The organism is Anaerocolumna sp., assembly GCF_032079385.1.
Taxonomy (GTDB): domain Bacteria; phylum Bacillota; class Clostridia; order Lachnospirales; family Lachnospiraceae; genus Anaerocolumna.
This window is the reverse complement of the sequence record NZ_DAMAUC010000006.1, coordinates 112,600-128,526: the sequence shown is the minus strand read 5'-3', so window position 1 is coordinate 128,526 and position 15,927 is coordinate 112,600. Positions and strand designations below refer to the sequence as shown.

At 35.2% G+C, this 15,927-nt stretch carries 15 protein-coding genes; 3 read left to right on the top strand and 12 right to left on the bottom strand.

The features are described from left to right. Window positions 1-38: 38 nt before the first annotated feature. From feoB to RT261_RS07160, 3 genes are all read right to left on the bottom strand, one after another. Window positions 39-2,222, bottom strand: a complete 2,184-nt coding sequence (gene feoB, locus RT261_RS07170) for a ferrous iron transport protein B (RefSeq protein WP_313131160.1) — start codon at window positions 2,220-2,222, stop codon at window positions 39-41. A gap of 100 nt (window positions 2,223-2,322) precedes the next feature. Then, window positions 2,323-2,544 (bottom strand): FeoA family protein, encoded by a 222-nt coding sequence (locus RT261_RS07165; protein ID WP_313131157.1) that lies wholly within the window; start codon window positions 2,542-2,544, stop codon window positions 2,323-2,325. Between the two features lie 131 nt (window positions 2,545-2,675). Next, complete coding sequence (locus tag RT261_RS07160; RefSeq protein ID WP_313131250.1) at window positions 2,676-2,888, bottom strand: FeoA family protein; 213 nt, start codon at window positions 2,886-2,888, stop codon at window positions 2,676-2,678. Between the two features lie 328 nt (window positions 2,889-3,216). Between RT261_RS07160 and RT261_RS07155 the strand changes: the two genes are divergently transcribed. After that, the gene (locus RT261_RS07155) at window positions 3,217-3,576 is read left to right on the top strand and encodes a metal-dependent transcriptional regulator (protein WP_313131155.1); all 360 of its coding nucleotides are present in this window, start codon (window positions 3,217-3,219) and stop codon (window positions 3,574-3,576) included. 368 nt (window positions 3,577-3,944) lie between these two features. Here the strand turns inward: RT261_RS07155 and RT261_RS07150 are convergent, their stop codons facing one another. The 7 genes from RT261_RS07150 to RT261_RS07120 form a co-directional block, all read right to left on the bottom strand. After that, window positions 3,945-4,439, bottom strand: coding sequence for a hypothetical protein (locus tag RT261_RS07150; protein ID WP_313131153.1), 495 nt, complete (start codon window positions 4,437-4,439; stop codon window positions 3,945-3,947). Between the two features lie 160 nt (window positions 4,440-4,599). Then, a complete protein-coding gene (locus RT261_RS07145) occupies window positions 4,600-5,316 on the bottom strand; it encodes a protein kinase family protein (RefSeq protein WP_313131150.1) in 717 nt (238 codons plus the stop codon). A gap of 36 nt (window positions 5,317-5,352) precedes the next feature. Next, on the bottom strand, window positions 5,353-5,565 hold the full coding sequence (locus RT261_RS07140) for a hypothetical protein (RefSeq protein ID WP_313131148.1): 213 nt from the start codon (window positions 5,563-5,565) through the stop codon (window positions 5,353-5,355). A gap of 152 nt (window positions 5,566-5,717) precedes the next feature. Beyond that, window positions 5,718-7,469 (bottom strand): S8 family peptidase, encoded by a 1,752-nt coding sequence (locus RT261_RS07135; RefSeq protein WP_313131146.1) that lies wholly within the window; start codon window positions 7,467-7,469, stop codon window positions 5,718-5,720. A gap of 138 nt (window positions 7,470-7,607) precedes the next feature. Beyond that, on the bottom strand, window positions 7,608-8,267 hold the full coding sequence (locus tag RT261_RS07130) for a hypothetical protein (RefSeq protein ID WP_313131144.1): 660 nt from the start codon (window positions 8,265-8,267) through the stop codon (window positions 7,608-7,610). A gap of 259 nt (window positions 8,268-8,526) precedes the next feature. Further along, a complete protein-coding gene (locus RT261_RS07125; RefSeq protein WP_313131142.1) occupies window positions 8,527-8,721 on the bottom strand; it encodes a hypothetical protein in 195 nt (64 codons plus the stop codon). A 520-nt stretch (window positions 8,722-9,241) separates the two neighbouring features. Further along, entirely contained in the window at window positions 9,242-10,219 is a 978-nt protein-coding gene (locus RT261_RS07120; protein ID WP_313131140.1) for a Gfo/Idh/MocA family protein, read from the bottom strand. Between the two features lie 264 nt (window positions 10,220-10,483). Here RT261_RS07120 and RT261_RS07115 point away from each other — a divergent pair, with 264 nt between their 5' ends. Beyond that, window positions 10,484-12,130, top strand: a complete 1,647-nt coding sequence (locus RT261_RS07115; RefSeq protein ID WP_313131138.1) for a methyl-accepting chemotaxis protein — start codon at window positions 10,484-10,486, stop codon at window positions 12,128-12,130. A 93-nt stretch (window positions 12,131-12,223) separates the two neighbouring features. Here the strand turns inward: RT261_RS07115 and RT261_RS07110 are convergent, their stop codons facing one another. After that, a complete protein-coding gene (locus tag RT261_RS07110) occupies window positions 12,224-12,427 on the bottom strand; it encodes a hypothetical protein (RefSeq protein WP_313131136.1) in 204 nt (67 codons plus the stop codon). Between the two features lie 195 nt (window positions 12,428-12,622). Here RT261_RS07110 and RT261_RS07105 point away from each other — a divergent pair, with 195 nt between their 5' ends. Further along, complete coding sequence (locus RT261_RS07105; protein ID WP_313131134.1) at window positions 12,623-13,087, top strand: hypothetical protein; 465 nt, start codon at window positions 12,623-12,625, stop codon at window positions 13,085-13,087. A 96-nt stretch (window positions 13,088-13,183) separates the two neighbouring features. Here RT261_RS07105 and xdh read toward each other — a convergent pair whose 3' ends face one another. Continuing rightward, window positions 13,184-15,802, bottom strand: a complete 2,619-nt coding sequence (gene xdh / locus RT261_RS07100) for a selenium-dependent xanthine dehydrogenase (RefSeq protein WP_313131132.1) — start codon at window positions 15,800-15,802, stop codon at window positions 13,184-13,186. Between the last annotated feature and the right edge of the window lie 125 nt (window positions 15,803-15,927).

Sequence of the window (15,927 nt, the reverse complement as noted above, 5' to 3'; positions counted from 1 at the left end):
TCATTAGACGCAGGCCCTATCTTATGCCGGACTGCTTTCTATTTTGCGCCAGCTATACTCTTCATATTTACATGTAATGTTTTACTTTCTTTATGTGGTCTAAACAGCAGATATATAAATCCAAGGATAAGTACAAATGCTACTACAGTTCCAACTCCAAAGCCACCACCTGTAACTAAGGTACCGATTTGGAATACACATAAAGATACGATATATGCAAGAATTGTCTGATATCCAACTGCAAACCAGAACCATTTTGCATTATTCATTTCTCTTCTGATAGCGCCCATGGCTGCAAAGCAAGGAGCACATAAAAGGTTAAATACAAGGAATGAATATGCAGCTATGGCAGTCATGCTTCCTGCAAGGGAACCCCAGATTTCTGCACCGTCTTCTGCTACTTCTGTAAATCCATATAGAATACCAAATGTTCCAACTACGTTTTCCTTTGCAATAAGACCAGTAACTGCTGCTACTGATGACTTCCAGTTTCCCCAGCCAAGTGGTGCAAATAATGGTGCCAATGCATTTCCAACAGATGCTAAAATACTATCATCAAGTTGTTCTGGTTCTAACAATCCAAAAGAACCGTCTGCCCATCCAAAACGCATTAAGAACCACAATACTATAGTTGATAAGAGAATAATGGTTCCTGCCTTTTTAATAAAGGACCATCCTCTTTCCCACATACTTCTTAATATATTACCTACCGTAGGCATATGATAAGCCGGCAATTCCATAACGAAAGGAGCTGGATCTCCAGCAAACATTTTTGTCTTCTTCAGGATAATACCAGAGCAGATAATTGCTGCAATACCTACAAAATATGCACTGGGAGCAACCCACCATGCGCCTCCAAATAGAGCACCTGAAATCAAAGCAATGATAGGAAGTTTTGCACTACAAGGGATAAAGGTTGTAGTCATAATTGTCATCTTACGGTCTCTGTCATTTTCAATGGTTCTGGATGCCATGATACCTGGAACCCCACAGCCGCTTCCAATAAGCATTGGTATAAAAGATTTACCGGAAAGACCGAATTTACGGAAAATTCTATCCATAATAAATGCAACTCTCGCCATATATCCGCAGCCTTCCAAAAAGGCAAGAAATACGAATAAGATAAGCATCTGGGGAACGAAACCAAGGACTGCGCCAACACCGGCTACAATACCATCAATAATAAGGCTCTGTAACCAGTCAGCACATCCTATTGCATTTAAACCTGATTCTATCAGTGCAGGTATACCGGGAACTTCCATTCCAAAAAGGCTCCAACTATCACCGAATAAGCCTTCGTTAGCCCAATCTGTTGCCCATGTACCCACTGTTGTAACAGAAACATAATATACAAGGAACATAACTGCTGCAAAAATCGGAAGTGCCAGCCATCTGTTAGTAACGATCCGGTCAATTTTATCTGACGTAGTTAGCTTCTCTTTTCTATTCTTCGTACAGCATTCACCAATAATAGATGATATATATACATATCTTTCATTGGTAATAATACTTTCTGTATCATCATCAAATTCTTTTTCAAGTGTTTTAATTTCGGCAGATACATCCGGTACCTGTTTAATCTGATTCTGAATCTTATCGTCTTTTTCCAGCAATTTGATTGCAAAGAATCTCTTTTGTTCTTCTGAAACATCCATTCCCAGTTTGTCTTCTACAGAACGAATTGCAGATTCCACTTCCGCTGCAAACTCATGAACCGGTACATTTACTTCTTTCTTTCTTGCAAGAGCAACTGCTTTTTCTGCTGCTTTCTGAATTCCGGTTCCTTTTAATGCGGAAATTTCTACTACATCACACCCCAACTTCTTACTGAGCTTATCAATATGTATCTTATCACCGGTCTTTTCCAACACGTCAATCATATTAACTGCCATAATTACTGGAATACCCAGTTCCATTAACTGTGTAGATAAATACAGATTTCTCTCAATATTTGTTCCATCCACGATATTCAAGATTGCATCCGGTCTTTCACTGATCAGATAGTTTCTTGCCACTACTTCCTCTAAAGTATATGGGGACAGTGAATAGATTCCCGGCAAATCCATGATTGTGACATCTTTGTGCCCCTTTAACTTACCTTCTTTCTTTTCTACTGTTACACCAGGCCAGTTACCAACGAACTGGTTAGAGCCTGTCAGTGCGTTAAATAATGTTGTCTTACCACTATTTGGATTACCTGCAAGTGCAATTTTAATTGACATCTTAATCTCCTTCTGCCCAATGGCTATGTTTGTTATTCCTATCCCTTATTTGTTTCCCCTGCCGTTTGTTAGTCTTTACTAACCTATGACGAAAAAAAAATTATTCTACTTCTATCATTTCCGCATCTGCTTTTCGAAGTGATAATTCGTATCCCCTTACGGTCACCTCCACCGGATCACCAAGGGGCGCTACTTTTCTAACAAAAACATCAACTCCCTTTGTAATTCCCATATCCATGATACGTCTCTTTACCGGACCTTCCCCGGTAAGCTTCTTTACCTTTACGGTTTGTCCACAGGCTACTTCCCTTAATGTTTTCATATTAACCTCAATTCCGGCGCTTTAGCACCTCTTAATAATGACAGCAACTTTGTGCACCAGCACAAATTGTCGGCTGAAAAACTTGTTTTTCAACCTAATTCCTTCTTTCATATTATATACAATGAATCTTATTAAACCATTATCTTGTTCGCCATGTCTCTTCCGATAGCAACTCTGGAATCTTTTACATTCACAATCATGTTGCCGCCTATTACAGACACAACCGAAACAATACTTCCCGCAACAAATCCAAGGTTCTCTAAAAACCTTTTTGTTTCTTCTTTTCCGCCAACCTTTTTTATTGTATTAGGTTCTCCTACTTTCACCATCGTTAACGGCATAATCTCATCCTCTTTCTTATACAATTTTATGGTATTGATAAAGATTTTCATTTTCATATATTAGTATATTCCAATGTTAAATAATTGTCAAGAATTTTTTTGCATATTTTTTCTCATTAAACAAGTTTCTATTTGATGTTATATTCCTTATGTTTTCGGTAAGGAAATTCCTGTTCTTAGAAAAATAATTGAATTAGTTATACATAGCATTTTTTACAGGTATCTACCCATCTCGGAAATAATTGAAATAATATATTTTTTATGATATACTAACTTAAATTCGACATAACTAACATAAATTTAAAATATAGAATGTGAGGTGTAACAAGATATGAATATAAATGAATCAGCAGAAAATTATCTGGAAACTATTTTGGTATTAAGTAAAGAACTCCCGGTTGTCCGCTCAGTTGACGTAGCCAACGAACTGGGATTTAAGAAATCAAGTGTAAGTATTGCCATGAAAAACTTACGCGAAAAAAATCATATTACCGTTACCGATGCAGGCTTTATTTATCTGACGGATTCCGGAAAAGAAATTGCCGAAATGATATATGAAAGACATCAGCTTCTTTCTTCCTGTCTGATTGAACTTGGCGTTGATAAGAATATCGCTGCTGAGGATGCATGTAAAATTGAACATGTAATCAGTAAAGAAAGTTTTGAAGCCATAAAAAAACATGTAAAGTAAGAAATACTTCCTTTTGCGGTTCGGTCATATAAGTACCGGAGCTGCCGAAAATTTATGGGCAAGACCATTTTCCAGTGGTTCTTGCCCATACTTGTATTACAAAACCATTTTTAAGGTTGCAAGAAAAATCTCATTAGGCAGTCCTAATACCTTGTCTTTTTTTTAGGATAAGCGTTCTTTAAAAAACATTTTAAGTTTGAAATGTATCTACCCCAGTCCTTCAATGTCCTGTCCACTTCTTACAGACTGCCTCAATTGACTGGTGAAATCCGGTCAGGTCGTCTACACGTTCAGTAAGAATATCACAAACTCCCAATTCTTCTCCCATGTAAATGTATATATTAATTTGATAAATCAAATATAAAATATTATAGTAAGCTTTGGTTATACAGATCCACAATAAAAGTTTCAAAATTTTCCTTTTGTGTATGGAAATTTTTATAATAAGTATCTCTTGAAAACACTTCGGCGTTTAAATATTGTGCATCTAAGGAATCGACTTTATAGAAATTCTTACTTTCATATAAATTCTTTAATGTTTTACCTATCTCTAATAATTTATTGTAATGTGGTCCAACGGAAAATCCTTTCATTAAATATTTATCTGCAAATTGGTTTCCAAAAAATAATGACTTAACAAGCCAGCCTTTATCTGCGCTTCCATTTTTGGTCGTATGTGTTAAAATATAATTTATGTTATCTGAAAATTCTGTAAATCTTCCCGTATTAGTTTTTATTCCAACTATAGGATACCACAAGCCTTTAATTTTCCCACTATAGGTTCCAGAGGACCTATAAAATGCCAAGGTTACTCTTTCTATTCCATAGACATACCTAATATTAACATCAATTAAACCAATCATTCTAAAAGGTTCGACCGTATATATATTGGCTCTAAAGCTATCAAGATATATGTTTAATATTGTAACAGAACTTCGCACAATGACGTCTCCTTATAATTATTATTTTTTATATTATAAATAAACCATGTAATGTTGTAGCATTTTCATCACATGGTTTATATTAGAGTTTATTTTTTTTTAAAGTTTCAAGTTGTTCTTTTATATCTTTTATATCTTTATATCTTTCTTCAATACCCATCAGTCTTTTTAAAAATATTTTTTCATCTATGTTTAGTTCAAGTTCTTCAAACCAAGGTCTTTCTTCAGAATTAGTTTCTGCATACGATGAATAATATAAGAAAATAAGAAAATCACCTATGCACCAATAATCTATCTCTTTTAAATATCTGTCATTATCTATAAATCTAGCTAATCCAAAATCAATTAAAGCTATCTCTTTATTTTCTCTTAAAATCACGTTGGGAAGCCTAATATCCTGGTGTACAATGTTATTATTCTGTAAAACCTCAACTAGTTCAAGAAGTTGACCCCCCACATCATAGATTTCATCTTTACTAAAAATGTGTTTGTCTTCTACAATTAAGTCTTCAAAAACTGTTCCTTCTATATATTCTAATATATAACCTTCTCCATATTTATCTTCAAATTTAGAAATAAATTTTGGAAAACATGAATAATCTAGGCTTCGTAATGTTTTTTCTTCATAGAATAAATTTTCTTTCGTCTCTTTAATCGATTCTTTTTTCAATTGTTTCATTACATACTTTTCATTTTGATCATTTGTAGCTAAATACGCTATTCCATATCGTCCTTCGCCTATAATTTTACGAATTAAATATCCATTTACCCTATCGTTAACTTTGTAGTAATTTTCCATGCTTCTTCTAGATTACACTTATTTAATTTATTTATTTTACCAAGGCCTTCTGTCTGATATACTATAGCGTCTTCTTTCTGATATTCCGCCAAATCTTCTGTCTGATTCACTGAAGCGTCTTCTTTCTGATACGCCGCCTAATCTTCTGTCTGATTCACTAAAACGTCTTCTTCCTGAAAGGCTTCTTGACCTACTATCAAATCTATTATCAAATCTATAGTAATTGTGGCCAAAATCATTTCTACCCATATAAACACCTCCCGAAATTTATTTAGCTATAATATAACAAGAGTATATTATGCCTGATATATATTATGACATAAATCGATGTTCTGTTACATTATTAGCAATATTTCGGCAAATGTCCTAATCCCGTCAGAAATAGTAATATTTCTATTTATCTACTGAGTTAGCAGATAACTATTCCTTAAACACAATGCCCCATATCCCAAGGTTGGGTTTGGATACTCTCTCTCTATACTTAGATGCCTTGCCCCAGCGATAAGATATGCTCTAGTCTTCTCACCATAAAGGTATGGATCATTCCCATTAACAATTCCCCATTCCATTAGCATAGCAATACTTCCTGTTACAAATGGAGTAGCCATGGAAGTCCCTGATCTGCTGGTGTAACTCCCTCCCGGTGAAGCAGCAGTTATGTCCACTCCAGGGGCAACCAGATCCGGTTTAACCATAATACTTCCACGAGGATAACCTCTGCCTGAAAAATATGCGAAGCTGTCATTATGAGCATCATAAGCTCCTACAGAAATGGCTCTTTCCGCGGTAGATGGTATTGTTAAAGTAGTAGATTCCGTCGGCCTTAGAAATCTGGTTTGAGGACTTATAACTCCACCTGCTGGAAGCCAAAGATCATAATTTCCAACTACAATATTTCTAGGAACCAGCTCAATCTTCCAAATACCTGTCTCCACATAATCTCTGGTTGGGATGAATTCAATATATATCTCCTGTTGAATATTGTAAGGCAAAGGCTCTCCGTAGAATAAATATATTTCTGTAGGCCCAATGACAAACTGCTGAGTACCTAATCTCTCCGGAATGGGACCAACTCTGATTCCGCTAGGAGCAATCAATGTAATATCAAATTGATCGTAGAAGTTCTTCCATATTTGAAGATTAAAGGTATCCTCATATTCCCCAACGGCTAACTCAATGACTACAGGCTCACCCATTACTCCTGTGCTTAGAAAACCTCCGGTATGTTTTCCCGCAGTTCCTTCATTACCTGTTCCAACTACAATATTCATCTTCCAGCGGTTTGCTATATCATTAATATAAGTTTCCAATAAGGACAAACCGTTATGAGTTCCATAATTATTACCAAAACTTAAATTAACAACTAAGGGCATATTTAACTCAATAGCTCTTTTTACAACATAATCAATTCCCTGCATCAACTGGGTGGTTCTTGGGAAAGACTCTCCAACAGAAGCCCCAAGTTTTACTATAATCAATTCACTTTGAGAAGCCACTCCTCTATATCTTCCGTTGCTTCCACGTCCATTTCCTGCTGCAATTGAAGCAACGTGGGTTCCATGGCCACTAAGGTCCGTACTTGGCAATGCATTAAGCCTCTCTCCCATATTCCTAATCTGCAAAGCTTCATTAATTTCTTCCCTTGTATAAAGAGTTCCTATTGCATACCCTTCCGGGGGATTACCGGGTATTGTTTGATCCCATAAATCAATTATTCTGGTGGTTCCGTCTTCATTTCGAAAATCCGGATGGGAGTAATCAATGCCCGAATCAATTATTGCTATCAGAACACCTCTGCCAAACAAATTAATCTGGGGGGTTTGAAGGGGATTAATACAAGAAGCCGCCCTTCCCTCATTTACAGTATAAAACAACCTCTTTGGTTTCTCTATGAATTCGATCTCTTCGTAGGCAGATAAGAGGTCAATCAGATCCTCTCTAATTGTTATAATTGCATATTCATTTTGCAGAGGTACTACAGTAAGTTCCAATTCCTCAGCAATCCTACTAATATCTCCGCTGTATTTTACAATTAACTCCCAAGTTCTTAGATCCGGGAAATATCCTACATTCAGGTCTAAAGTTCTTTCTCTTGTCTGTTCTGAAACGTCAAGAGCAAGATTTAATTGATTGTCAGCTTTTCCGATTGGCATAGCAAGCCTCTTATTACTTTTATTATTTCAATATATGCTATGGCTTTAATTGCAGATACTTACTTTTAGCAAATTCAATTTAATTCCCCGCCATATTTTACCGGACATCATAAACTATTCAAATAAACTTATAGTATGCTACTCATAAGCTATTCCCAACTCCTTAAAGGCTTCAAAATCTTCCTCATTCAGACTTAGATAAGCAAATCTTTCATGCGAACATACTGCAAATGTGATAACATCGTTCTTATAAAAGGTTATGTCTTCATAATCGATGCCATCAATCATGTATGGATAGTCATATAACTTTTTCATTTTATTTGTAATGGATAAACTGATTTTCCCAAGCTTAAAAAAGCACATTTCAAAAACCGGATTCATAGTTACTGGAGTAACCCTGGTGTACTTCGTTTTAATAAGTTCAACAGACTGAGATGTGAATCTTTTATCCGATTCTTCAGAAAAAGAATCATATTGCAATTCCTCAAATGCACTTAAATCCTGCTTCAATAGTTCGTCAAAATATGAATAAGCGCCATCTTCAGAATCTAAATGTAACATACTATTTATTCTAAATTGATAATTATTGTGATTACTTTTATAAGCTTCTCTTCGTTTTGCATCTTCCTTATATATGTATTCTTTGTACCCTTCCTGCATTTGATCGAATTCTAAAACCTCCAAAAATCCGGTATAGTATCTGGACACAGATATGGAATCACTTCTCTTAATTACAAAGTCCATCAGTTCATTGAGCTTTACACCAGTAACCTCTTCATTGATTGATATCTTTATCATTATTATCCTCCCATACATTCACTTTTTAATTTATTTCCATTATGCACCATACTATAAATTTTTACCACTCTTATCCGCAGACAAAATACCTACGAAGTTAACTATTTGCGTTCTTTGCAGATCTTTTTTATGCCTTCAATATATTCACCCAAGTTGTCAACAATAACAAACCTCTTACATACTCTTATTACTCTAATACACAGATTCCGTTTCCTAACACACTATCGAGGTCTTTAGGCTCTCATATATGCAAATATAACTATATCAATATCTGTTTGGATGAAAAACTACTAACAACCTCTTCTGGATTACTCATATCAACTATATAAGAAGACGATATATATTGTATATCTAAATCTTTCGCATCACTTGTCTTACTACATCCTGAGAAGCTTATTACTAATATTAATAAAACACTATATGTTAAAATCTTTTTCCACGTATCTTTTCTCATTTTTCAACCTCCATACACCATGTTTTTCTAGCAAGATTAACCGAAACCTTATTTTATATAGTTAATTTAATTAATAATATTATAATTAATCCTTTTATAAATGACAGAAATTTACTACCTAAAGTAAATTCAACGACTTAACTTGAAATATTTATTCATTAAATAATCCTGCAGTGCTTATATCATGGTCACGGTAAACATCACATCTTACCCTTATTATAATAATCTCTCCTAATTAGTACGGGATTAATTATATATTTCTACGATATATTTATAATTTTACGTTATCATATCAAAAATAAAATTGCAAGAAATTTACTCCTTCTTCAATCAAGACCACCGCAAAACATTATATTTAGGATTTAAAAGCTAAATAGAGTTCACTTGTATAGCAAATAGCTCGTTTGGAGTAGTATGCAAACAGGACTAACTCAAATTCTTTTAAACCTGAGCTAGTCCTGTCGCTGCATAAACCTATAGAAAAATAATGTTCCCATTCGGTTCTTTCTATTGAATTACTTTATTTTTCAAAAGGAAATTTCATATTCCAAATATTTCTTACCTGATCCATCATATTCATGACTGCTATAGATTGATCAGGAGTTAAAATTTCACTATATTGACGTTTTTCTGATAAACATCTTTCTGCCTCTTTAATTTCATACTCGTATCCGTTTATCTCTACATCTTTTTCAATGGTATAAGTGGTTCCATCATTTAATACTACCTGAATTTTATCAGGATTTTTAAATTCCGGAATATTTAAATACCCCTTGGAACCATATACGCAGCCTAAAACAGGAATTGTTGTCTGAATTGCAGTGGTAAGCTGTGCAATTGCTCCATTTTCATATTGCATAACAATGGTACTATATTCATCTGTGCCCACATCATTTAATTTCACCAGAGACTGAATAGACTTTGGCTGGTATCCTAAAATCATGGCAGCAAAACCTATCGCATAAACACCGATATCTAATAGTGTTCCTCCTGCTAATGCAGGGTCAAATTTACGAATGGTACGTGCTCCTGCTGTACAATATCCGTACTGTGCCGTAACCATATGAATATCGCCAATCACACCTTCATTTATTAATTTTTCAACTTCCCTGTAAATAGGCAGATATTTTGTCCAAAAGCCTTCCATAACAAACAGATTTTTTTCTTGTGCTAAATTATAAATCTCTTGTGCTTCTTCTTCAGTAACTGTAAATGATTTCTCACAAAGTATATTTTTATTATATTCTAAACACAGCAGCATGTTTTCATAGTGTAAATTATGAGGTGTGGCAACATAAATAATATCTACATTATCATCCTTAACCAATTCTTCGTAAGTAGCATATGCTTTTTTAATCCCGTATTGGTCTGCAAAAGCTTGTGCACTTTCCTGGCTGCGTGAAGCAACAGCATAAACTTCTGTCTCTCCGCCCATTGCCGCAACAGTTTTTGCGAAATTATGAGCAATTGTACCGGTTGAAATAATTCCCCATTTCATTTTCGTTCATGTCCTCCTTAGATGATATTAAAAACAGATTCAATCTACCACTTTATGTGTAGTTTGTCAAATCAGAACTAAGAAATAAGCACTATCACCTATAAAAACTTCAATTGTATACTAGTCTTTTTATAACATTTGTGATAAAATCAACATAATACAGCCATACTATTTAGTAATTTTCACTATGTCTGTATTACGGTGTCATTGCGAAAAAGTTCGCTTACAATACCATAGTTATATACATATGATGGAGGTAGATACTTGAAGACGAAATTGAATCTAAAGCACATTCTGTTACTGACTGCGTTAAATACAGTAATTTATGCAGCAGTAGCCGCAGTAGCTGAAAAAAAGGGATTAAGTTTTTTAGTGACTGTTATCTTGTTTTTATGCATATCATTATTAATTACCAGCTTCATCGTAACTATTTGTAACAGGGAGGTATACCTTTTATTAAATGAGATTAAACGAAATCTAAATCAGTTTAATGAAGGCAATTTTAATTCCCAGATTAAGCTTCGCACCAAGCAAAGGGATCTAAGCGAGATTATTGAACAATTTGAGAATCTGCGAATTATTATTAACAATTGGATTTATGAGCTTTTACACTCTGCTGTATCCATTGAGATCTCTGCATACAGAATTAAAGACACGACGGACAAGACAACCGATGGAATGACAGACTTAAACAAACAATTAATCTACATAAATCAGTTATTTGAAGAGACAACAAATATGATCATGGAAGTGGCATCATCTACCACTCAATTGGTGGAAAATGAAAAGAGTATCGCAGGAAACAGTGAATCTGCCGTTACACGTGTACAATATGCCAATGACACTGCATCACTTGGGGGCGCTGCAGTCTCAGAGGTATCTGAAACTATGACACAAGTAAAAGATAATATTATGTCTACCTATAATATTGTGGAAAATTTAGAGCAATCTTCTTCGGAGATTGGAACCATTACAGCAACTATTAAAACCATATCCGAACAGACGAATATGTTAGCACTAAATGCAGCTATAGAATCTGCCAGAGCTGGTGAACATGGAAAAGGCTTTTCTGTTGTAGCAGATGAAGTCAGAAAATTATCAGAAGAGACTCGGGATGCAGCAGAAAAAATTAACATTTTAATATGTAATGTACAGTCCGAGGTAGTTCGAGCAGTTGATTCCATGAAACAAGTTATGGATGATGTAAATACCGGAGTAGACGTAACAGAAAATGCGAAAAAGAATTTAGAGGATATTATGAATACCGTACAAGGAGCCGTTCTTTTAATTGGAGATATTTCCAAGGATGCGGCTAACCATACGCTGGGTACTGACCTGATTTCACAAAGTGCCGATGATGTTGCACAAAAGAGTATGTCCGGTAGAGAATCCGTAGAAGGAATGGCACAAATTATGGAGGTGCAGTTAAAAAATAATGTACTGTACACGGAAAGAACAGAAGAATTGCTTGACGTTGCCCACAATCTAAAAGACATTATGAAGAAATTCGATACTGCTATTGGCGAGCAAATGCTGGAAGTAAATATGCAAATTGCCGGTTTGTTAGAAAAGAAAAATCTTTCCAATGAAGATTTGATTCAATTGACCAAAGCAACCGGACTAACCGAAATCCATATAATTGATGAAAATGGTGTCGTTACTAAAAGCAGCAGCAGTAAAAATATCGGTTACAAATTCAGCAGCCAAAAAGGTACCCAGACATATGATTTTATCCAAATATTAAATGACCCTTCAATAAAAGTAAACCAGAAAGCCGCATTTCGTGATGAAGATTCCACTTTATTTAAGTACACCGGAGTGTCCATGCTTGGTAGAAAAGGAATTGTACAATGTGGCCTGAATGCTGCACAAATAATTCATTTTAAAGGGCTGGATTATCAACTGTCATAATATTTTGTTTCACTTGCTTTCCCAGTGAGGCAAGCTAAATCTATAAGAATAATAAGTGCTGCCTAATTCATTGGCAGCACTTATTATTCCTTCTTATTCTTTTACAGCCCAAATAATAGCTTTCGTAGTCTCCTTATTAATAGGAGTTCTATTATAACTGCCATATTCATACTTAATTCTTAAACCTGCATTAAGTATCCATTTTCGTAAGTCAGTAATTGTGGGAATATGTTCTTCATAGCATCGTGTAGAGCTTATATTATTACCATTCACATCGATTAATTGTATTTTATTCATACCTTTCGTAATTTGCGTTTCGCTATCGTATGTACTCCAACAAGAAATATATTTAAATAATTCAAATAGATTTTTAAATGAACGCAACAAAAAAATTTTTAGCTTGACGTTATCACTGTGATTGTTTTATGATTACTATAAGATAATGATTATCATTATTATTTATATTCTCGTGTTTATGAAAGGAGAATTTATTTGAAAAAACTATATGTGGTAACTGTTTTTAATTTAATTCCAAAAAGCCTTGCTGATATTAATAAAGAATGTAAAATTCTTTCATTAAAATATGAAACTGAATTTACTATAGATATGTGGAAAAAATTATATTATAAAATAAGTGATTACTATTACTTCTCTTGTAATGAATCTGCTTATTTTGATGATTATGATAAAGCCTATGAATTTTTGAATGATAATACTGCAGAAATAAATGAAGGTTTTTATAATCGGGGTGTAATCATGGAAATTCCTATGAATATTGCTTATCCCACCGTGTATATCAACAATCTTGAGATTTATTATTTTGATTCGGTAACAAGAAACTATTTCTTAGATACTGAAATAAAAGAAGATTTAAGAAAAGTAATTTTTGATTATTTTTGGCATGAGAAAGAAATCTCAAAAAAGAGGCAAAGTTATTTTGGTATGAAAGTTAAATAAATACAAATAAGGGACTAAACCACTACTTCTGCAAAGAGAATGGTTTAGTCCTATTTATTTTAAATATAAGCTATAAGTTCAACATATTTTTCTTAACTATTTAGCAGGCTTTGGCTTACGATAATAGGTGTTTTCTAAAGGATAATTATATCTAAATACACCATCTTTTTTATAATAAGCATTTTGTAAAGCAGGTGCACCCATAACACAAACGATTTCACCAAGCCCTTTTGCACCATAAGCCACTTCAGATGGATTTTTCTCAATAAATTGCACTTCAACAGGTGGCATCTGGGTAGATTTAAATAATCCTAAAGTACCTAGTTTAACCTGAGGAACACCATCTTTTAATGGGAAAACTTCCGTCAATCCATATCCAAGAGCCATAGCTGCTCCGCCTTCTACCTGTCCAATTGCGGAGAGAGGATTGATAAGTCTGCCAACATCATGAGCAGCAACGATCTTAACAACTTTTCCTTCTTTATCAAGTATATAGAGCTGTGTAGCATAACCATAGGCAATATGGCTGACCGGGTTTTCCTTTGTAGAATTAATCGGATCTGTTTTGAAATCGAATTCTCCGGCATATTCCCTGCCTTCTAAATCTGCCAAGGTAAGTCCCTTGTCAAGATCAGCCTTTAATTGTATGGAAGATTGACGTGCTGCTTCACCTGCAAATACAGTTTGACGGGAAGCTGTTGTGGTACCTGAGTCCGGAGTATATTTTGTATCAGGATGTTCTACTATAACTAAATTATGATTTAATCCGGTAGTTCCACAAACCATTTGTAATAGAACGGTCTGAATTCCCTGTCCTATTGCTCCAGCTGATGATCTTACATGAATTTTTCCGTCTATAATCTTTAGGTTACAACGCCCCGGATCCGGTATTCCTACACCAACTCCGGCATTCTTCATGGAGGATGCAATACCAACATAATAGTCCGGGTCTGCTTCATATTTTTCAAAGTCTTCTCTGACTGCATCTAAGGTTTCTAACATTCCGGTTCCTTCATCGGCAATCTGTCCATTAGGTAAAGATTGTCCCGGTTTGATGGCATTACGATAACGGATTTCCCATCCGGAAATACCTGCCTCCTCTGCAAGCTGATTAATAAGACATTCCACAGCTGCACAGGACTGGGTAACACCAAAACCACGGAATGCACCAGCCGGTGGATTATTAGTATAATAAGCATTACCCTCTATATCAACATTTTGATAGTTGTAAGGCCCTCCTGCATGGGTACATGCTCTTTGAAGAACAGGACCTCCTAAAGATGCATAAGCACCGGTATCTGAGGTAAGTCTTGCTTTCATACCTTGCAGTATACCATTTTCATCACAGCCTATTTTAACGTATAATTCCATTGCATGACGCTTTGGATGATAATTAATACTTTCCTGACGGCTAAAAGATACCTTTACCGGTCTCTTTGTAAGATATGCACATAGTGCAGCCTGATGCTGAACGCTCATATCTTCCTTACCACCGAATCCACCGCCTACAGCAGCACTTTGAATCCTAACTTTCTCAAGTGGAAGTCCCAGGTATTCACTGATTTCATGATATTCATCATAGATACCTTGTCCCCCTGTAATAACTTTAATTCCATCCTCATCCGGAATACCAACTGCAGTTTCCGGTTCCATAAATGCATGCTCTGTTGGAGGTACCGTAAAGGTTCCTTCAACCACATATTTTGAGTTGGCTAATGCAGTTTCTGCATCTCCTCTCTTTACTTCTTCATGGTCAAATAGATTATTCTCAGGAATTCTGAATTTCCCAAATTGCATAAAACCTTCACCATGAATTGCATGGGCTCCGGGAGCTGCTGCTTCCTTGGGATTACGAATTGGTTCTAATATTTCATATTCTACTTCAACAGCTTTTACGGCTGCCTCTGCTTGCTCCTTCGTTTCAGCAACCACCATTGCAAGAGTATCACCAATACATTTGGTTTCTTCTCCGACTGCAATCATTCCCGGCCAATCTTTAGCAAGATGTCCAACATATCTTTTGCCCGGAATATCTTTTGCAGTGTATACTGCAACTACTCCCGGCAGATTAAGCGCATTATCTATATTAATAGAAAGTACTTTTGCATGAGCGTGTTTACTGAACACATTCTTGCCATAAAGCATTCCTTCAAAGTAATAATCATCTGCATACATTGCTGTACCAAGAGTCTTAGGAACTGCATCAACGCGACAGGTTCTTTCTCCAATATTAACTGCTGATTCTACTTCAGGAACTGCTATATTCTCTCTTAGCATTTTAGCTGCTAAAAGAATACCTTCCTCTATTTTAGCATAGCCTGTGCAACGGCAAATATTAGTACGAATTGATTGTTTTACATCATCCCTTGTTGGATCCGGATTTTGGTCTATTAAACATTTACCGGAGATAACCATACCGGGGATACAAAAACCGCATTGTACTGCTCCTGCTGCTGCAAATGCATAAGCGAAGACGTCTCTTTCTCTTTCTGTAAATCCTTCTATGGTTTGTATCTTTTTACCTTCTAATTTTGATAATCTTTGTACACAGGCACGAACTGTTTTACCATCAACAATTACTGTGCAGGTTCCACAGGCACCCTCTTTACACCCATTTTTAACGGAAGTAATTCCTAGCTTGTCTCGAAGAAAATCCATTAATGCCATATCAGTTTCGGACTGATAATCCTTACCATTAACATTCACTATAAACATATAAATACCTCTCTCTCCTTATAGCTTATAATTAATTGAAATATTAATTATCTGTAACTCTTAGCGCTACCTTATATAACTTATAATACTTATAAATTATCATATGTCAGCCTAAATACATTGTA

Bases quoted from the DNA above. Each gene is read 5' to 3' on its own strand.
- feoB (WP_313131160.1), bottom strand. From the start codon at position 2,222: ATGTCAATTAAAATTGCACTTGCAGGTAATCCAAATAGTGGTAAGACA.
- RT261_RS07165 (WP_313131157.1), bottom strand. From the start codon at position 2,544: ATGAAAACATTAAGGGAAGTAGCCTGTGGACAAACCGTAAAGGTAAAG.
- RT261_RS07155 (WP_313131155.1), top strand. From the start codon at position 3,217: ATGAATATAAATGAATCAGCAGAAAATTATCTGGAAACTATTTTGGTA.
- RT261_RS07150 (WP_313131153.1), bottom strand. From the start codon at position 4,439: ATGATTGGTTTAATTGATGTTAATATTAGGTATGTCTATGGAATAGAA.
- RT261_RS07145 (WP_313131150.1), bottom strand. From the start codon at position 5,316: ATGGAAAATTACTACAAAGTTAACGATAGGGTAAATGGATATTTAATT.
- RT261_RS07140 (WP_313131148.1), bottom strand. From the start codon at position 5,565: ATGGGTAGAAATGATTTTGGCCACAATTACTATAGATTTGATAATAGA.
- RT261_RS07135 (WP_313131146.1), bottom strand. From the start codon at position 7,469: ATGCCAATCGGAAAAGCTGACAATCAATTAAATCTTGCTCTTGACGTT.
- RT261_RS07130 (WP_313131144.1), bottom strand. From the start codon at position 8,267: ATGATAAAGATATCAATCAATGAAGAGGTTACTGGTGTAAAGCTCAAT.
- RT261_RS07125 (WP_313131142.1), bottom strand. From the start codon at position 8,721: ATGAGAAAAGATACGTGGAAAAAGATTTTAACATATAGTGTTTTATTA.
- RT261_RS07120 (WP_313131140.1), bottom strand. From the start codon at position 10,219: ATGAAATGGGGAATTATTTCAACCGGTACAATTGCTCATAATTTCGCA.
- RT261_RS07110 (WP_313131136.1), bottom strand. From the start codon at position 12,427: ATGAATAAAATACAATTAATCGATGTGAATGGTAATAATATAAGCTCT.
- xdh (WP_313131132.1), bottom strand. From the start codon at position 15,802: ATGTTTATAGTGAATGTTAATGGTAAGGATTATCAGTCCGAAACTGAT.